Annotated in this window: 21 protein-coding genes; 11 read left to right on the plus strand and 10 right to left on the minus strand. The window is 65.0% G+C overall.

Features of this window, described 5'->3' with window-relative positions:
• The 3 genes from mltA to J2W40_RS07590 all read left to right on the plus strand — a co-directional run bounded on the left by mltA (position 1) and on the right by J2W40_RS07590 (position 3,635).
• The gene (gene mltA, locus J2W40_RS07580; protein WP_310223248.1) at positions 1–1,254 is read left to right on the plus strand and encodes a murein transglycosylase A; all 1,254 of its coding nucleotides are present in this window, start codon (positions 1–3) and stop codon (positions 1,252–1,254) included.
• Between the two features lie 11 nt (positions 1,255–1,265).
• Positions 1,266–1,805, plus strand: a complete 540-nt coding sequence (locus J2W40_RS07585; RefSeq protein ID WP_310223249.1) for a Smr/MutS family protein — start codon at positions 1,266–1,268, stop codon at positions 1,803–1,805.
• A gap of 102 nt (positions 1,806–1,907) precedes the next feature.
• Entirely contained in the window at positions 1,908–3,635 is a 1,728-nt protein-coding gene (locus J2W40_RS07590) for a putative bifunctional diguanylate cyclase/phosphodiesterase (RefSeq protein ID WP_310223524.1), read from the plus strand.
• On the opposite strand, the gene dapE is transcribed toward J2W40_RS07590, so the two are convergent.
• Positions 3,636–4,778, minus strand: coding sequence for a succinyl-diaminopimelate desuccinylase (dapE, locus tag J2W40_RS07595; protein ID WP_310223251.1), 1,143 nt, complete (start codon positions 4,776–4,778; stop codon positions 3,636–3,638).
• Between the two features lie 54 nt (positions 4,779–4,832).
• Here dapE and J2W40_RS07600 point away from each other — a divergent pair, with 54 nt between their 5' ends.
• On the plus strand, positions 4,833–5,276 hold the full coding sequence (locus tag J2W40_RS07600) for a cupin domain-containing protein (RefSeq protein WP_310223252.1): 444 nt from the start codon (positions 4,833–4,835) through the stop codon (positions 5,274–5,276).
• 2 nt (positions 5,277–5,278) lie between these two features.
• Positions 5,279–6,316 (plus strand): S66 peptidase family protein, encoded by a 1,038-nt coding sequence (locus J2W40_RS07605; RefSeq protein ID WP_310223526.1) that lies wholly within the window; start codon positions 5,279–5,281, stop codon positions 6,314–6,316.
• Here the strand turns inward: J2W40_RS07605 and J2W40_RS07610 are convergent.
• Genes J2W40_RS07610 through J2W40_RS07620 form a run of 3 tightly spaced genes read right to left on the minus strand, consistent with a single transcriptional unit; the run spans position 6,313 to position 8,662 of the window.
• Positions 6,313–6,897 (minus strand): histidine phosphatase family protein, encoded by a 585-nt coding sequence (locus tag J2W40_RS07610; protein ID WP_310223254.1) that lies wholly within the window; start codon positions 6,895–6,897, stop codon positions 6,313–6,315. The genes J2W40_RS07605 and J2W40_RS07610 overlap by 4 nt on opposite strands.
• Positions 6,897–7,706, minus strand: a complete 810-nt coding sequence (locus J2W40_RS07615) for a 3-deoxy-manno-octulosonate cytidylyltransferase (protein WP_310223528.1) — start codon at positions 7,704–7,706, stop codon at positions 6,897–6,899. Before J2W40_RS07615 ends, J2W40_RS07610 begins: the two co-directional genes overlap by 1 nt.
• Positions 7,703–8,662, minus strand: a complete 960-nt coding sequence (locus J2W40_RS07620) for a KpsF/GutQ family sugar-phosphate isomerase (RefSeq protein WP_310223530.1) — start codon at positions 8,660–8,662, stop codon at positions 7,703–7,705. Before J2W40_RS07620 ends, J2W40_RS07615 begins: the two co-directional genes overlap by 4 nt.
• A 105-nt stretch (positions 8,663–8,767) precedes the next feature.
• Between J2W40_RS07620 and J2W40_RS07625 the strand changes: the two genes are divergently transcribed.
• Positions 8,768–9,031, plus strand: coding sequence for a hypothetical protein (locus tag J2W40_RS07625; protein WP_310223256.1), 264 nt, complete (start codon positions 8,768–8,770; stop codon positions 9,029–9,031).
• Here J2W40_RS07625 and J2W40_RS07630 read toward each other — a convergent pair.
• Entirely contained in the window at positions 9,016–10,017 is a 1,002-nt protein-coding gene (locus J2W40_RS07630) for an NAD-dependent epimerase/dehydratase family protein (protein WP_310223258.1), read from the minus strand. The genes J2W40_RS07625 and J2W40_RS07630 overlap by 16 nt on opposite strands.
• A gap of 128 nt (positions 10,018–10,145) precedes the next feature.
• Here J2W40_RS07630 and J2W40_RS07635 point away from each other — a divergent pair, with 128 nt between their 5' ends.
• Together J2W40_RS07635 and J2W40_RS07640 are read left to right on the plus strand one after the other, a co-directional pair.
• Positions 10,146–11,276, plus strand: coding sequence for a GNAT family N-acetyltransferase (locus J2W40_RS07635; protein WP_310223259.1), 1,131 nt, complete (start codon positions 10,146–10,148; stop codon positions 11,274–11,276).
• The gene (locus J2W40_RS07640; protein ID WP_310223260.1) at positions 11,273–12,142 is read left to right on the plus strand and encodes a cupin-like domain-containing protein; all 870 of its coding nucleotides are present in this window, start codon (positions 11,273–11,275) and stop codon (positions 12,140–12,142) included. Before J2W40_RS07635 ends, J2W40_RS07640 begins: the two co-directional genes overlap by 4 nt.
• Here the strand turns inward: J2W40_RS07640 and J2W40_RS07645 are convergent.
• Genes J2W40_RS07645 through J2W40_RS07655 form a run of 3 tightly spaced genes read right to left on the minus strand, consistent with a single transcriptional unit; the run spans position 12,120 to position 14,662 of the window.
• Positions 12,120–13,187: a GNAT family N-acetyltransferase gene (locus J2W40_RS07645; protein ID WP_310223262.1), complete on the minus strand. Its 1,068-nt coding sequence runs from the start codon at positions 13,185–13,187 to the stop codon at positions 12,120–12,122. The genes J2W40_RS07640 and J2W40_RS07645 overlap by 23 nt on opposite strands.
• Before the next feature lie 42 nt (positions 13,188–13,229).
• Complete coding sequence (locus J2W40_RS07650) at positions 13,230–13,595, minus strand: Mpo1-like protein (RefSeq protein ID WP_310223264.1); 366 nt, start codon at positions 13,593–13,595, stop codon at positions 13,230–13,232.
• A gap of 59 nt (positions 13,596–13,654) precedes the next feature.
• Positions 13,655–14,662, minus strand: a complete 1,008-nt coding sequence (locus J2W40_RS07655) for a serine hydrolase (protein ID WP_310223266.1) — start codon at positions 14,660–14,662, stop codon at positions 13,655–13,657.
• A 94-nt stretch (positions 14,663–14,756) separates the two neighbouring features.
• Between J2W40_RS07655 and ung the strand changes: the two genes are divergently transcribed.
• A complete protein-coding gene (ung, locus tag J2W40_RS07660) occupies positions 14,757–15,443 on the plus strand; it encodes a uracil-DNA glycosylase (RefSeq protein ID WP_310223268.1) in 687 nt (228 codons plus the stop codon).
• Positions 15,440–15,619, plus strand: a complete 180-nt coding sequence (locus J2W40_RS07665) for a hypothetical protein (RefSeq protein WP_310223270.1) — start codon at positions 15,440–15,442, stop codon at positions 15,617–15,619. Before ung ends, J2W40_RS07665 begins: the two co-directional genes overlap by 4 nt.
• A gap of 6 nt (positions 15,620–15,625) precedes the next feature.
• Here the strand turns inward: J2W40_RS07665 and J2W40_RS07670 are convergent, their stop codons facing one another.
• Together J2W40_RS07670 and rpoZ are read right to left on the minus strand one after the other, a co-directional pair.
• Positions 15,626–15,925 (minus strand): putative quinol monooxygenase, encoded by a 300-nt coding sequence (locus J2W40_RS07670; protein WP_310223272.1) that lies wholly within the window; start codon positions 15,923–15,925, stop codon positions 15,626–15,628.
• A 129-nt stretch (positions 15,926–16,054) separates the two neighbouring features.
• Positions 16,055–16,399, minus strand: coding sequence for a DNA-directed RNA polymerase subunit omega (gene rpoZ / locus J2W40_RS07675; RefSeq protein ID WP_037476174.1), 345 nt, complete (start codon positions 16,397–16,399; stop codon positions 16,055–16,057).
• A gap of 125 nt (positions 16,400–16,524) precedes the next feature.
• Here rpoZ and J2W40_RS07680 point away from each other — a divergent pair, with 125 nt between their 5' ends.
• A complete protein-coding gene (locus J2W40_RS07680; protein WP_310223532.1) occupies positions 16,525–17,739 on the plus strand; it encodes a phospholipase D-like domain-containing protein in 1,215 nt (404 codons plus the stop codon).
• Positions 17,740–17,747: the final 8 nt, after the last annotated feature.

Consider the following 17,747-nt stretch of genomic DNA (forward strand, 5'->3'; position numbering starts at 1 on the left):
ATGATGCTGCGTTCTAGGGCGGGCGCGCTGGCCGCCGCCCTGCTGCTGTCGGCCTGTTCGGGCAGCATGATCCCACCGTCCGCGACTGGCCCTGCGCCTTCGCGGCCGGTGCCGTCGGGCGAGGTCGCTACCCGCCCTACCCCGGCCACGCCACGTCCCACCCTTCCTGTCGATATGCCGACCGATCCGGCCCTGGTGCCGGGCACGGCTGCTGCGTTGGGCGTGACGCGCGGGCCGGAGGTTGGCAGCCTGATCCCTTCGGGCGAACGATCGCGGCTGGCTTTGCAGGCCTTTCGCATTTCCTGCCCCACGCTGATGCGGCGCACCGATACCAGCGGGCTGACCAGGGGATCGGACTGGAACAATGCCTGTGCGGCGGCATCCAGTTGGCCCGACACGAGTGCCAGCGAATTTTTCTCCCGTTATTTTGAAGCGGTGCAGGTGGGCGATGGCGCGGCCTTCGTCACCGGCTATTATGAGCCGGAAATTGCGGGATCGCGCATGCGCCAGCCGGGCTATGACGTGCCCATCTATCGCCGCCCTACCGACCTCATCGACGTGGATCTGGGCCAGTTCAGCGAGACCCTCAAAGGCCGCACGATCCGGGGCAAGGTCGCGGGCACCAAGTTCGTGCCTTATGACGAGCGCAAGCAGATCGTGAGCGGCGTGCTGGCCGGGCGCGGGCTGGAACTGGCCTATGCGGCCGATCCGGTCGAATTCTTCTTTTTGCAGGTGCAGGGCAGCGGGCGGTTGAACCTGCCTGACGGCGGCGTCATGCGCATCGGTTATGATGGGCAGAATGGCCGCGATTATACCGGCATCGGCAAGCTGATGAAGGATCGCGGGCTGATCAAGGCCGGGTCGATGCAGGACATCATGCAATATTTGCGCGCCAACCCGGTCGAGGGCGCAGCGATCATGAACGAGAATAAGAGCTTCGTCTTTTTCCGTGAACTGACCGGCGCAGGGCCGATCGGGGCGCTCGGCGTGCCCGTGACGGCCGAAGGGACGGTCGCTGCCGATCCCAAATATGTGCCGCTGGGCGCGCCAGTTCTGTTGTCGCTCGACCGGGCCGAACCCAATGGCATGTGGATCGCGCAGGATACCGGCGGCGCGATCAAGGGCGCCAATCGTTTCGACAGTTTCTGGGGTGCGGGCGCACGCGCGCGTGGTATTGCAGGCGGCATGTCGGCGCGGGGCAGTGCGCTCATTCTGCTGCCGATCGGGTCGGTCGCCCGCCTCACCCGACCCTGACCGGGGTGGCGATGGCGCGGCGGCATCTTTCCACGGATGAGCAGGCGCTGTGGAGCGCGCTTGCCCGGACGGTGCGGCCGCTGCGTCCGCAAAATCGCGCTCCCGTCGCGGTGCCCGTGGTGACCATCGACCCGCCAGCGAAAAAGGGCGTTGCGCCGCCCCCTGCCCGCCTCGCCCCACCGCCTGCGCCGGTCCGCACGCCAGCGGCGGTGCTGGACACGGGCTGGGAAAAGCGCATCCGCAATGGTGCGGTCAGCCCGGAGATGAGCATCGACCTGCATGGCCATAGCCTGTCGGCGGCCCATGCGCGGCTGCACCAGGCGCTCGGCGCGGCGCTGGCGCAGGGGGTGCGGGTGATATTGGTGGTGACGGGCAAGCCACCCAAAGGCGCGCTGTCCGACAGCGCGGCGCGGCGCGGGGCGATCCGGGCCGAGATCGGCCATTGGCTGGAAACCAGCGCTCATGCCGACCGGATCGCCAGCGTCCGCGTCGCCCATCCGCGCCATGGCGGGGACGGCGCGCTCTATTTGATATTGCGGCGCAAAAAATAGCGTTGTCATCGCAAAGACGCTGACCCTTTCTTAACCACCGTCCTTCATATCCTTGCCCCCTAAGGCTTCATCATGGAGCGTGCGCCGGGACAGGGACAGACGATGCGGGGGGTGACGTTAAAAAGCCGCGCTGCTGCGTTCGCCTGCTCCGCAGGCGCGCTGGTCTTCATCCTGTCGCTCGTCCTGGGTTATACGCCGGGCCAGCCCGATGACATCGGGCAGATCAGCCGCGCGCTGATCATCGCCATATTATGCGGGACGATGAGCTGGGCTTCGGCGCGCCAGACGGTCGCGACCACCGCCACCGCCATCGACATGGCGACCGAACGGCTCGTGTCGGCTGCGCATGGCGACTTGCAATCGCCCGTACCCGGTGAAATCGGCCGCGAAATGCCTGACCTGTCAGTCGCGATGGCCAGCCTGTTCAGCCAGGTCCGCACCAATATGGACCATGTGCAGACGCTCGCCCTGTTCGACCAGATTACGGGCCTCGCCAACCGCACCAGCTTTTGCCGTCAGGTCGAACGCCATCTCGCCGAGCGCGTCGAGGGGGACAAGGCGGCCTTGTTCTTTATCGACCTGGACGGATTTAAGAGCGTCAACGATACACTGGGCCACGCAGCGGGCGACCAGTTGCTGGCGCGCGTTGCCGGGCGGCTGCGCGAGGTGGTAATGGCGCAGGTCGCTGCCGGATCGGGCGATGCGGTGATCGGGCGGCTGGCGGGGGACGAGTTCACCATGTTCTTTCCCAACCTGCCCGGCCATAGCGCCGCCGCGCGCATTGCCCGCGCGATCCAGTTTGCGCTGGGCGAACGGTTTGATTTGGGCAGCCAGCATGTCGATCTTGGCGCGTCGATCGGCATCGCCTGCTACCCCGATCATGGCGAGACGCTGACGGCTTTGCTGCGCGCGGCTGATGTCGCCATGTATCACGCCAAGCATGAAGGGCGCGGCCGGGCCGAAATGTATAGTGCGGCACTGGCGCTGGAGGCGGCGGATCGTGCGGATCTGGAACGCGACCTGATGCTGGCGCTGCAACGCGACGAGTTCATCCTGGAGTTTCAGGCGCAGATTGATGTCGCCAATGGCAGCGCGGTGGCGGCCGAGGCCCTGGTGCGCTGGGCGCATCCCGACCGTGATCTTGTCATGCCGGGATCTTTCGTGCCGGTAGCGGAAGAAAGCGGTGTGATCGTCGCGCTGGGCGACTGGGTGATGGACAGGGTGTGCGAGACGGCGGCGCGCTGGGCCGCGATGGGCATCACGCAACGCATTGCGATCAATATCTCAACCCGCGAACTGAGCCAGGCGGATTTTTTCCTGCGCCTGCGTCACGCGATCGCTACGCACCAGACGCCGCCGACGATGCTGGAGCTGGAAATCAGCGAATCGCTAGCGATGGAGATGGAGCCGCGTATATTGGAACAGCTCGCCGCGCTGCGACGCGACGGGGTGCGGGTGGCGATGGACGATTTCGGGACGGGCTATTCCAACCTGTCGCGGTTGAAGGAACTGCCCGTTGATCGGGTGAAGATCGACCGCAGCCTGGTGCGCGACATTACGACATCGGCCGAGGCGCGGACCATCTGTTCGGCCGTGGTTGGCCTTATCCAGGGACTTGGCCTGGAAGTGGTGGTCGAAGGCATTGAGAGCGAGGCGCAGATGGACATGCTGCGCGTCATCGGCTGCACCCAGTTTCAGGGCTATCATCTGGCAAGGCCAACTGGCGAACAGGCCTATCTCGACCGTTTTGGCGGCCTATTGGACAGCGCCGAGCCGGACGCCAAGGGCCGCGTCCTGTTCCTGCGCCAGCCCGACCCACGCCGGGGCTGATCAGCGCCGCAGCGCCCGTTCCACGATCAGCGCATAGATGCGCTGGAGATCGCGCAAATCCTGCACCGCGACCGCTTCGTCCAGCTTGTGCATCGTCGCATTGTTGAGGCCGAATTCCACCACCGGGCAGAGGCGCGAGAGGAAGCGGGCGTCGGACGTGCCGCCCGTCGTGGATAGCTCCGTAACGAGGCCGGTCACGTCGCGGATCGCGCCGCTGACCAGATCACTGAACGCGCCCGGCGGGGTCAGGAAGGGTTCGCCGCTGATCTTCGCCTCGACCGTGCCGCCCTCGGTCGCGGCGATGGCGGTGATCCGTTCGATCAGCGACGCGCCGCTATGCCGGTCGTTGAAGCGGATCGAAATACGCGCGGTCGCAAGGCCGGGAATGACATTATGGGCGGGATTGCCGACGTCGAGATCAGTGATTTCGATATTGCTGGGCTGGAACCAGTCGGTGCCCTCATCCAGCGTCTCGGCTTCTATGGCGGACAGGATGCGGACCAGCTTGGGGATCGGATTGTCGGCGAGATGAGGATAGGCGACATGGCCCTGACTGCCCGCCACGCTGATCCACATATTGACCGAACCGCGCCGCCCGATCTTGACGACATCGCCCAGTTGCGCCGATGAAGTTGGCTCGCCAACGAGGCAGAGGTCGGGGCGCAGTTCGCGCGCGGCCATGCGCTCCATCAGCGCCAGCGTGCCATGGACCGCCGGGCCTTCCTCATCGCCGGTGATGATCAGGCTGATCGTGCCGGGCAGGTCGTCGGGCAGATCGTGCAGCGCCGCGACGAAGGCGGCGATCGAGCCCTTCATGTCCACCGCGCCGCGGCCGTAGAGCAAATCGCCGCGCTGTTCGGGAACGAACGGGTCGCTGGTCCAGCCCGGCCCCGGTGGCACGACGTCGAGATGGCCGGCAAAGGCGAAATGCTTGCCGCCGCCCGTGGTGCGCCAGGCGAGGAGATTTTCGACCGGACCGTCAGGCGCGTCCCCGGTGACGAAACGATCGACGGTAAAGCCCAGCGGTTCCAACATAGCCTGCAGCGCGGTAAAGACGGCGCCGGTCGCGGGTGTTACGGAGGGGCAGGCAAGCAGTTGCTCGGCAAGCGCCACGACATCATGATTGGCTCTGGTGCTGGTCATGCCCAGGCGTTAGCGAAAGCCGGGCCGCTTGGCCAGCAGGAGGAGATAAAGGCCGTGCCCCGGATCGACCTGGATGCCATCGCGCAGACCAATGCCACCGGCTATCCCGCGCCCCATGCCGACATCGTCGCCGGGCGGTGGGTCAGGCGGCTTGGTCCTGCAAGCGATCTCTCCGATTTCGGCGTCAGCCATGTCGTGCTGAAACCCGGCGCGGCGTCGTCCAACCGGCATTGGCATGAGGATGAGGATGAGTTCGTCGTGATGCTGGCAGGGGAAGCCATGCTGGTCGAGGAGGCTGGGCGCACGCTGCTGCGCGCGGGCGACATGGCGGCCTTTCCCAAGGGCGAGCCGAATGGCCATCATCTGGTCAATGAAAGCGACGCCGATTGCGCCTTCCTGGCGTTCGGGCGGCCACCGACCGGCGATTGCCATTATGCCGATATCGACCTGCGATGGTCGAGCGGTCAATATCGCCACAAGGATGGGAGCGGCTTTTGACGATGCGGATGGATCGGCGCGCGCTGGTGACGGGCATGGGCGCGATGTTGGTGGCGGCCAAGGCACCGCCAGTTGCGCCTTTGCCTGCGACACTGGTGAAGCCGCCGCGCCTGCGGCCGGGCGATGTCGTCGGGCTGATCGAGCCAGCGGGTTTTACCGACGATATGTTCGACCTTGATCTGGTCAAGGAAACGATCGTGGCGATGGGGCTGGTGCCTCGGCCTGCGCCGCATCTGGCCGCGCGCCATGGCTATCTGGCCGGGACCGACAAGGATCGCGCCGCCGACGTCAATGCGATGTTCGCCGATCCGCAGGTGCGCGCAGTGTTCGCGGTGCGCGGCGGATGGGGCTGCGCGCGCATCCTGCCTTTGCTCGATTTCGCGACGATCAGGGCCAATCCCAAGCTGCTGATCGGCTTTTCCGACATCACCGCGCTGCACATGGCCTTTGCCGCGCGGGCGGGCTTTACCACTATCCATGGTCCCAATGCGTCGAGCAATTGGGGGCGCTTTTCCTGGGACGGGTTCCGCGCGGTCGCGTTCGACGGGGCGATGCCGACCTTTGCCAACCCGGTCAGCAATGAGGACCGGCTCGTCCCTCGTGCGGGGCGCATCCGCACCTTCCACCCCGGCAAGGCGAGCGGGCGATTGCTGGGCGGCAACCTGACCGTGCTGGCGGCCTTGATGGGCACCGGCTGGCTGCCTGATTTCAGTGGCGCGATCCTGTTTATCGAGGATATTGGCGAAGCGCCCTATCGTATCGACCGGATGCTGACGCAGCTAGCGCTGGGTGGTGTGCTGGGCAGGTTGGCAGGGGTGGTGTTCGGCCAATGCACCGATTGTGGGGCGAGCGGGCCGTCTTATGGCGGATTTACGCTGTCGGAGGTGTTGCAGCAGCATCTTGGTTCCCTCGGCATCCCCGCCTTTCAAGGGGCGCAGTTTGGCCATGTCGCCAACCAGTTCAGCCTGCCCGTGGGCGTGCGGGCGGAGATGGATGCGGACGCGGGGACGATTCGCTTGCTGGAACCAGCGGTCGCCTAAGGTCGCTCGTCCCAGCGGAGCAGCGTCACCGCGCCGTCGGGGGCAATGGCCAGTTCACCGAACGCCCCGGTGCGCAGCTTGCGCGGCGGCAGGCCCAGCGCCAGTAGCGCGAAGCGGGCCGCGCCGTTGGAGGTGACGAGCAGGTCGGCCCCCTCCCCGGCTTGCGCGAAGAAGGCGCGCCAGGCGGCGATGCGAGAGTCGGCATCGACGATCCAGCCATCGGGTGCGATGCCCTGTTCTTCCCAGTCCGCGAGCGCCTGCGCGCCGATGCGGGCGAGGACGTCGGCTTCGGGGCGGCCTTCGTCCGGGCCATGATCGATCTCGCCCAGCCAGTCGCGCATCCCATCGAGGCTATGGCCGGTAGCGGCGGCGATCGCTGCGGCGGTCTGGCGCGCGCGGAGGAGCGGGCTGCTGAGCAATTGGTGGATGGGGAATGATTGCTGCGCGAACCAGGTGGCGAGGCGTTCGGCCTGGGCGTGGCCGCTTTCGACCAATGGAATGTCGGTGCGCGACCCGATGCGGCAAGCCTGTGCGCTGCTGGCGAAAGTATTGCCGTGGCGGATGATGAAGAGGCGGCGCATCAGAGCGAGGGCGTGGGGTCGCCATGTTGGGCGATCAGCGCCTCGACGCGGCTGATATCGGCTTCGGTATCGATGCCCGAACTGTCGAAAGAGGGCGGATCGACAGGGACGGTCATGACCGGGATGCCGAGTTCCAGCAAACGGAGCTGCTCCAGCCCTTCGAGATTTTCAAGCGCCGTGGGCGGGCAGGCCTCGAACCGGCGCAGCGCGTCCAGCGCATAGCCGTAGAGGCCGACATGCCGCCAGACCGGCGAGCGCGGCAGGCGGGCGCGCAGGCTGTCTTCGTTGCGGATGGCGGGGATGATCGCCTTGGAAAACCAATAGGCATGACCATCGGGCGAGCGGGCGCAAGTGGTGCCGCTGAAGGGCGAGCGGGTCTTGTGATCGCGCAGGGCGTCGAGCGCGGGCCAATCAAGCGCGATGACCGGGGTGGCGACGTGGGCGCCGGCTTCCAGCGCAGCGATGACGGATCCCAGCGCGCCCTTGGGCTGAAAGGGCGAATCACCCTGGAGGTTGATGACGAAGCGGGGCGCTATGGGCTGGGCCAAGGCGGCGGCGAGCGCGCGGCCAGAGCCGGTGGCGATGGCGCTGTCGGTCATCACCGCATCGCAGCCCACGGCGCGGGCATGATCGGCTATTTCCGCGTCATCGGTGGCGACGGTCAGCGCGACCCCATCCCGATCACCGATCGCCGCGCGCGCCATGGCGATCGTGCGATGCAGCAGCGTGCGCCCCGCGATCAGGCGCAGGGGCTTGCGCGGCAGACGGGAAGACCCCGCCCGCGCGGGAATGACGACGAGATGGTTCAGGCGACCCCGGCGTGCAGCAGGTCGTGCATATGAACGGCACCAACCAGTCGGCCCCGGTCGCACACGAACAACAGCATGATATTGCGTTCATGCATGACATGCAGCGCTTCATGGGCCAGATCATCGGGGGTGATCGCCTGGGGTGTCACGGTCATGAAGCGGCCGACCGGCTCGGTCAGATTCTGCTTGGCGGTGACGGCGCGGCGCAGATCGCCATCGGTGAAGGCACCGATCAGTCGCCCTTCATGATCGGTGATGGCCGTACCGCCCAGACGCGCGCGGGTCATTTCGATGGTAGCATCCAGCAGCGAGGCGTCCTGACGCACCTGCGGCACATCGTCGCCCTTCGCCATCAGTTCGCGCACCTTGAGCAATTGCGCGCCCAGACGACCATTGGGATGAAATTTATGGAAATCGTCAGCGGAGAAACCGCGCATTTCCATCAGCGAAATCGCGAGGGCATCGCCGAACGCCATCTGCACTGTGGTCGATGTGGTGGGAGCCAGCGCATTGGGGCAGGCTTCCTGTACTTCGGGCATCAGGATGCAGATATCAGCGGCCTGCGCGACAGTGCTTTGCGCACGGGCCGTCATCGCCAGCAACGGAATGGCGAAGCGTTTGCAATATTGGATGATCGGGCCGAGTTCGGTCGACTCGCCCGAATGGGACAGCATCAGGACAACATCATCGGGAGTCACCATGCCCAGATCGCCATGGCCGGCATCAGCAGGATGCAGGAAAATGGCTGGCGTTCCGGTGGAGGTAAGCGTCGCGGTCATCTTGCGCGCGACGATGCCGCTCTTGCCGATGCCGGTGACGATGACACGGCCGCGGACCTGCATCAGGACGCCGACGAGACGGAGGAAGGTAGCGGCAAATTCCCGCTGGCCAAAACGGGATTCCAGTTCGTTAAGGCCAGTCGCGGCGATGGAGAGGCTTCTACACGCCGTCTCCACAATACGACCACCTGAGCCGAACGGCACGATCTTGGATACTGATGTTGACACGCGCTTGCCCTTTTTTCCGCGCTCCGCCGCGAGCTTATCTCACTGGCGGAGACGGTGGACGAACCGCCGATTTCGGCGTGCTGTCCTCCCTTGTTCCGCGACCTCCCGACGGGAATTTTCTTCCTGCTGGGTGCGACTGTGTACGCCGTTTCAGGGACTTATGGCAATCATTTTTGCAGTTGCGAAAAGATCAATACGATAGAAAGACTGCGTTTGCGGCGCATTAAATCCGCCGAAGCGATGGCTTTGAGCGACCAGTTGCGCAGCCAATTTCCACTTCAAACGTGTATTGCGCCGCAACCTTATGAGACGCCATGATAATCGCGAAACCATTGCACGAATCGGGGAACGCCTGATTCGATGCTGACCGAGGGTGCGAAACCGATGTCGCGCGCGATGGCGCTGATGTCGGCGAAGGTGGCATGGACATCGCCCGGCTGAATCGGCTGGAAGTCAATCTGCGCCTTCATCCCTATGGCATCCTCCAGCACGGCGATGAGGTGCATCAATTCTTCGGGCCGGTTGTTGCCGATATTGTAGAGCCGGTGCGGCGCGCGGCTGCCGCCCGCCTTGAGCGCGCCATCGTCCGCCGGGGGATGATCGAGGCAGCCCAATATGCCGGTGACGATATCGTCGATATAGGTGAAGTCGCGCTGCATCCGGCCATGGTTGAACACCGGGATCGGCTGGCCCGCGAGGATCTTGGACGTGAAGATCCACATCGCCATGTCGGGGCGACCCCAGGGTCCATAGACAGTGAAAAAGCGCAGGCCTGTCATGGGGATACGGAAAAGATGGGCGTAAGTCTCGCTCATCAGCTCATCGGCGCGCTTGGTCGCGGCGTAGAGCGAGACGGGATGGTCGGCGCGATCCTCGACGCGGAACGGCAGCGCGTCATTGCCGCCATAGACCGACGAGGAGGAGGCATAGACCAGATGCCGCACCCGCCGTTCGCGCGCCAGTTCGAGCATGTTGACATGGCCTGCCAGGTTGGAGCGGACATAGGCGTGCGGGTTGATCAGCGAATAGCGCACCCCCGCCTGCGCGCCCAGATGCACGATCGATTCGATCACCTGATCCTGGAGCGTCGCATTGAGCGCATCCATGTCCGCGAAATCCAGTTCGTGGAAGGTGAACAGCTTGCCATGGGCGGCGGACAGGCTGTCGAGTCGCGCGCGTTTGAGCGACACCGGGTAATAATCGTTGAGATTGTCGATGCCGACAACGGCATGACCCTGCGCCATCAGGCGATCGGCGACATGCATGCCGATGAAACCTGCCGCGCCAGTGACCAGAATCGTCATGCCTTTACTCCATGCCTGCGATCATCGCTGTCTGACGATCCGCCCTTATATGTAAAGCCCCGTCAGGTCGCGTCTTAGCGGCGAGGATTTAGCCTTTCCCTAATCTTTCCGATCTAAAGCCTGGCACCATGGACATGGCATCCCATCCCCTGCCCCCTTATCCCCAAGCGGCGGCGACGGCGCAGCGTGCGCGCTGGGAGGAATTGGCGCTGCATGCAGCGGAAGCCAATGCCTTTTATGCGCCCGACATGCTGGCCGCGGCGATCGACCATCTGGCAACGGACAGCCATGTGCGCCTGATCGAGGCGCGCGACGAAGAACTGCTTATCGGCCTTTTGCCCATCACGGTGCGATCGCGCCATGGACGGTTGCCGATCGGCTGCGTCGCCAATTGGATACATGATCATTGTTTTCTCGGCGCGCCGATCATTCGGCGGGGCCATGAAGCGGCGGCATGGCGGCGATTTCTGGTTCAACTGGACGATGCCCCCTGGGCACCAGGTTTCCTGCATCTTGAAGCGCTTGATGCAGCGGGGGCCAATGCCGCCGCCATTGAAGCGGTCTGCGTCGAGCAACGGCGCGGGTGGCGCGAGATTCATCGCTATGATCGGGCCATGCTACGATCTGAGCTGACCGCCGACGCCTATTGGGACAGTCAGGTCAGGGCCAAGAAGCGCAAGGAGCTGCGTCGCTTGCAGAAGCGGCTCGCGGACCTGGGTGTGGTGGAAAGCCGCTTGCTCAGCAACCGCGAGGATCTCGCGCGCTGGTGCAGCGAGTTTCTGGCGCTCGAAGCATCGGGCTGGAAGGGTCGCGAGGGCACGGCGCTAGGCTGCAAGCCCGCCGACGCCGCCTTTTTCCGCGCGGCCTGCGCGGCCGGGTTCGATGCGGGGCGACTGCATATGCTCAGGCTCGACCTCAACGGAGAGGCGATCGCAATGCTGGTGAATTTCCGCCATGGCGCAGGGGCCTTTTCCTTCAAGATTGCGATTGACGAAGCCTATGGCCGTTTTTCGCCGGGTGTATTGATCGAGATCGCCAATTTGCGTGCCGTGCAGGATGATCCGGCAATCGAGTGGATGGATAGCTGTGCCGCGCCCGACCATCCGATGATCGACAGCCTGTGGGCCGAACGGCGCACCATCGTCCAATATCGCATCGCGCTTCGCGGCCGGGGCGCGACGCAGTTTCAGCGGGCGGCGGCCTTTGCCATCGCCAATGGCGTCGAAAGCGCCGCCAGACTTTTGAAAGGACAGGGATGACCGCCCATAGCCCGATCACAAACGCGCAGACCATGACTTTCCCCGAAAGCGCGCGGGCGGCCTTCGCCGCCGCCTATCCCGACCAACCTGCCCGGCTGTGTCATGATCTGGTCGGACATGACCTGCTGACGCTCGACGCCCTGGCGACGCTGGCCGAGCGTATGCCTGCATCGTCGGTGGAGTATAATCTGGGCAAGCTGCCGCTCGGCGTGCGGCCGGAGGATACGCCGTCCAACGGGCTAACGCTGGGCGAGACGATCCGCACGATCGAGACCAATGGCAGTTGGGCGGTGCTGAAGAATGTCGAGCGCGATCCGGCCTATGGCGCGCTGCTGGATGCGGCGCTCGCCGATCTGGAGCCGATCGTCCGTGCCGCGACCGGGCCAATGCTGCATCGCGAGGCCTTCATCTTCCTGACCTCGCCGGGCAGCGTTACCCCGTTCCACATGGACCCGGAGCATAATATCCTGCTCCAGATCATGGGGACCAAGGTGATGACCGTCTTTCCGGCGCGCGACGAAGCGCTGGTCCCGGCGCAGAAGAGCGAGGATTTCCACGGCGGTGGGCATCGCAATCTGGTGTGGCAGGACGGGTTCAAGGCACGCGGCACCGCCTTTCCGCTGGCGCCGGGCGAAGCGATCCATGTGCCGGTGAAAGCGCCCCATTTCGTCGAGAACGGCCCGGCCGTGTCGATCAGCCTGTCGGTGACATGGCGGTCGGAACGCAGCGTGGCGGAGGGCGAGTTGCACAGTTTCAACGCGCTGCTGCGCAAACGCGGCCTGCCCACCGGCACGGTCAGCGCCCGGCCGGAACGGCAGGGGCTGCGCCGCCTCATCTATCGCGTCATGCGGAAGCTGGGCGTTTAAGCAGACGGCGCAATAGCGCTTCGGCTTCGAGGCGCGGGCTGAACCGTTCGATCACCCACCATTCCAGACTCTCCTCGCAGGTCGACAGACTCTGTTTGTAGCGATCCTTGCCCGCCAGCAGCGAATAGAGCGACAGGTCGCACGCGGCATAATGGCCGACGGCGGCGGCATGGCAGAGCAGGCCCGGCTTGTCCTTGGCCGTGCGCGGTTCGGCGAAGGCGGATTGATAGTTCATCGCCACGCCGCGATGGATGAAATTGACGAGCAGGCCAACCACCCCGCCGGAATCGCTGAAGCGCAGCAGCTCGACCGATCCGCCCGGCAAGCCGCGCGCGGCGATGGTGGCGACGAAGGCGCGGAAACCCATATCGTCCCAGGCATTGTCGGCATGGCGACCGCTGTTAAGCGCCACCATCTCGTTCAGCCAGGGGGTGATATCATTAAGACCAGCGACCGCGACGCCGGGCAGCGGGCCGCCATGATCCTTCATCGCGCGGCGGATCTGGCTGCGCGTGTTGGCGCTGAGCAGCGACAGATAATCGCCATTCGCCGCGCGCACGGCGGCGAGATCAACCTGATAGACGGGTGACACGTCCGCGCGCATCTTGCGGCGGGCGGGAAGGTTCAGCAGCGGCGAGTCGGGCGCAATGCCGCTGAGGCGCAGCGCGCGCCAGTCGCGGCGGCGGGTGAGCGCTTCGACGGCGGCAGCGGCGGCTTCCACCTCCCGCCCTCTCTCTGCCAGCAGGCCATTATATTCGACATAGGGGCGGTCGGCGGCGGGATCGCCCGACTGGTTGAGGCTGAGCGTGGCGACGCTGCCCAGCAGGCGCGGTTGCATCGCGTGGCCGACCAGTGCGAGGGCGACGTCATTGCCATCGACATCGGTTACCGCGAGCAATTCGGGGCGGATGGCATGGCTGTCGAGCCAGGCACCGGTCCAGGTCCAGCCGAGGAAGAAGGCGGCGTCGGCGCGCGCTTCTAGCGCCTGCCAACGGGTTGCCAGCGCCGCGCGATCGGGCAGCGAAAAGGATGCGGTGAGAGCCATCGCGCTCCTTGTGGCAGAGCGTCCGGCCGGGTCAAGCGGCGGCTATGCCACCGTCCGCCGTTCGGGGTCGACCGTGCCATCGGGGCGGACTCCGGCGCGGACGAGATCGCGGCTGATATGGCCGGTCAGGAACCGCTGCCACATCACGAAATCGGCGCGCAGCGACCAGAGCGGATAGCGGAAGGTGGCGGGCCGGTTGCGCTCGATCAGGCCATGGCCCGCCCAGGCGAAACCATAGCCGACGATCGGCAGCGCCGCCGCCATCCACCAACGGCCAGCGACCGGCGCCGCCGCCGCCAGCAGCACGACAAGGCTGGTCCCCGCATAATGGAGCGCGCGCGTACCGGGGCGCGCATGTTCGCGCAGATAATGGGGCCAGAAATCACGGAAACGGGTCAGACGGGTCACGGCAATCCTCTCAAGGAAGGAGCCTAAAGCCATCCGGGATCGCTGTTAAGGCCTATGCGTCAGACCGTGGCGCGATCGGGCGCGAACAGGAAATAATCATAGGCGGCGCGGGCGGCCTCCGCCATGATCCGGTCGCGCATCACCCGGCCGCGATGATCCTGCATGACGAAGACGGTGATGGCGAACATCCGCCCATCGGGCAGGGTGATAACGCCCGTATCGTTGCCGGTGCCGTTGATCGTGCCGGTCTTGTGCGCGATGGTCGTGCCGGGCGGCAACATGCCGGGCAGGCGCGCCTTGCCGGTGCGGCACTGTTCCATGATGGTGATGAAGGCATGGGTGCTGGCGGGCGAAAGCGCCTTGCCTGTGCGGATGGCGGCAACCAGGTCGGTCATGGCAGTCGGCGTCGCACTGTCGCGCGGATCGCGGGCGAAGGCGATGTTGGGCAAGTCGCGGATGTCGCGGATGCGCAGCGCCGGGTCGGCGGCCAGCGCGGCGGCGACGTTGCGGTTGAAATTGCCCGGACGCGGCGCGAGGTCCATAGCGCGGTAGAGCAGGTCGGCGGTGTTGCTGTCGACGCGCAGCCCCTTGATCCCCAGCCCCGCGACCCAGCCATTGACCGCCGTCGGGCCACCGGCGCGGGCGACCAGCATGTCGGTGGCATTGTTATCGCTCTGCGTCAGCATCAGGTCGAGCAATTGCGCCACCGGCAGCGGGGCGCCCGGCCCCATGGTGGCGACGTCGCGCGGCACGATGTCGTCCAGCACCAACTGCCCGGCGTCGATCATGGCGAAGATCTTGCCCGCGACCGCGACCTTATAGGCGCTCGCCATCGGGAAGAGCGTGTCGCCATTGAGCGAGAGCGTTTCTCCGCTGGCAAGATCGCGCACGGTGATGCCGACGGTGCCGTCGGTGAGGGTTGCGAACCGCTCAAACTGGGCGATCAGGCGGGTCTCGGCGGTCTGCTGCACGCTCGATTTGACAGGACCGAAGGCGTCAGCGCTGGGCAGCGGGGCCAGGAACAAGCCGAAGGCGGCGGCAAGGGCGATCGGGCGATGGAAGCGCATGGCGTCTGTTTTGCGGATGTGGCGGTGGCGTGCAAGGGTGTTTACCCTGTTGCGCGCGATTGACAGGGCTTTGCGCGCCGGGCCATCAGGCGGCATGAGCGGAACCATCAAGCTGCACGAAAGCTGGCGCGAGGCGTTAGCCGACCAGTTCGCCGCCCCGCATATGCAGGGGCTCAAGGCCTTTCTGGAGGCGGAGAAGGCGGCGGGCAAACGCATCTTCCCAAAGGGCAGCGAGTATTTCCGCGCGCTCGACCTGACCCCGCTCGATCAGGTCAAGGTCGTGATATTGGGACAAGACCCCTATCATGGCGAGGGGCAGGCGCATGGCCTGTGCTTTTCGGTGCAGCCCGGCGTGCGGACGCCGCCATCGCTGGTCAATATCTATAAGGAAATGGAGAGCGATTTAGGGATTACGCGGGCCGGGCACGGATTTCTCGAACATTGGGCACGGCAGGGCGTGCTGCTGCTCAACAGCGTGCTGACGGTCGAAATGGGGCGGGCCGCATCGCATCAAGGCAAGGGCTGGGAGTTGTTCACCGATGCGATCGTGCGGCTGGTGGCGCAGAAAGAGGAGCCGGTCGTGTTCCTGCTGTGGGGCGCCTATGCCCAGCGCAAGGCGGGCTTCGTTGACCAGAGCCGCCATCTGATCCTGAAATCCGCCCACCCTTCCCCGCTATCGGCGCATAATGGCTTTTTGGGATCGCGGCCTTTCTCACAGGCCAATGCCTTTCTGGAAGCGAAAGGGCGCGGCGGCATTGATTGGGCGCTGCCGCCCTTATGAAACATACCCGGCTTAGCGTCTGCGCGCGCAAGCGACGCTATGGGTCGGAAGAGGAAGCGCGGGCGGTGGTTGCCGGAGCAGCGATCGTGCTACGCCCCTATCGCTGCGACCGATGCGGCCTGTTCCACCTCACCAGCCGGACGAAGGGCAAGCGGATCGCGCGACCGGTGGGGTGACGTGCGTTACGTCCGGCGCGGTTCATCCACATCATAGACGCGCAGGTCGCGATCACCAATCCCCAGTTCAGGCCACACCGACCGCCACTGTGCTATATGGTCCATCAGGCCATGCCGATCGAGCGAAGCCTGATCGACCCACAGTTCCTTGATGTGAATGAGGCCGGGATCGAGAATGTCCTCGGCATAGCAATATTCGAGACACCCGTCTTCCGCGCGGCTTGCCTCCACCACCTGTTTCATGGCGGGGCGCGCAGCCGCAAGATTTTGGGCAGGCAAGCGAATGGTTCCGACGATCAAGAGCATGGATGCAGCCTAGCGACGCCGACGAGAATAGGAAAGGGGGGCATGGACAAGACCCGGCCTGAAAAAGGTTGAGGCCCGGTCCTGCTTGCGCAGGCCGAGCCTCTTTCCCTCTCCAAACGGATAAGGCGATCAGCCGTCGTAGTCGCCGCCGATATTCTGGTTGCGCGGCGGTGCGGCGGCGGTGAGGCGCAGGGCCTCCGCCGACTGGGCGATCGAGCCAATTTCATCGGGCGTGTCGTCATCGTCAATCTGCACCTTCTGCAGCGACGCAACGAGCGAGTGATGCAGTTCGTCAGGCAAGACGGTCTCTTCCGCGATTTCGCGCAGAGCGACGACGGGATTCTTGTCGCGGTCGCGATCGACCGTCAGTTCGGCCCCGCCGGAAATTTCCCGCGCGCGCTGAGCGGCGAGAAGGACGAGGTCAAAACGGTTGGTAACTTTGTCGACGCAATCTTCGACGGTGACGCGGGCCAAACAGGGCCTCCTGAATACAGCGAAGGGAAATTTCGAATTCGCCGCCTAGCAGCATGGCCCGGCTGAGTCAATGAAAAGGGCATAAGGCCTTGGCAAATCATGAGGCAAAGGGGCATGAGGCGTGGATGGCGATCAACGATCAAGCCCCGCCCCTGGCCGATGCGGACAGCGAAGCGGACAATATCACCATCATGCTGGCGGGCAACCGGCTGCGGCTCATCACGCAGGGCGCGGCGTTGCGCGCGGCGCTGATCGGCCTGATCGAAGGGGCGCGGCACAGCCTGAAGCTCTATTATTATATCTTTGCCGATGATGGCAGCGGCGTTCTGGTGCGCGACGCGCTGATCGCGGCGCGGGGGCGCGGTGTCGCCGTGACCTTGATGGTCGATGGTTTCGGGTCGAGCAAGACGCCAGACAGCTTCTTTGCGCCGCTCGTTGAGGCGGGCGCGCATTTCGGGCGTTTCGGGACGCGGCGCTCCACCCGCTACCTGATCCGCAATCATCAGAAGATGGCGATCGCCGACGACCAGCGGCTGATGATCGGCGGCTTCAATATCGAGGATGGCTATTTCGGTATTCCGGCGGAGGATTGCTGGTGCGACCTGGGGCTGGTGATCGAGGGCGATCAGGTCGAGGCGATGACCCGCTGGTACGGACAATTGTGGCGCTGGGTCTCGACGCGGAAGCAACGGTTCCGCACCTTGCGGCGGATGGTGCGGGGCTGGCATCCGAGCCTGCATCCGCAACAGGCCGACCCCTTTCGCTGGCTGGTCGGTGGCCCCACGCGGCGGCTGAGCCCGTGGGCGAAGGTGGTCAAGCATGACATGGAACAGGCGCGGCGGGTGGATATGGTCGCGGCCTATTTTTCGCCGGGCCGTGGCATGCTCAAGCGCATCGCGCGGGCGGCGCAGCGGGATGGCGCGCGCCTGATCCTGCCTGCCAAGTCGGACAATGGTGCGACGATCGCGGCGGCCAGGCTCTTATACGGGCCGCTGCTCAAGCGCGGGGTGGAGATCGCCGAATATCAGCCGCATAAATTGCACATGAAGCTGTTTGTCATCGACGATGCGGTGTTCGTGGGGTCAGCCAATTTCGACATGCGCAGCCTGTTCGTCAATCTGGAGGTGATGCTGCGGATCGAGGATGCGGGCTTTGCGGCGGCGGTGCGGCAGATGATCGACCGGCAGGCGGCGCTGAGCCGTAGCATCACGCTGGAGGACCACCGCGCCAGCCGCACGCCGCTGACGCTGATCAAGCAATGGATCAGCTATCTGCTGGTGGGGGTGCTGGACTATACCGTCACGCGGCGGCTCAATTTCCGCAACCCGGACGCGGACTGAGCCCTTGT

The organism is Sphingobium xenophagum (genome assembly GCF_031457465.1).
In the GTDB taxonomy this organism is placed as follows: domain Bacteria; phylum Pseudomonadota; class Alphaproteobacteria; order Sphingomonadales; family Sphingomonadaceae; genus Sphingobium; species Sphingobium xenophagum_A.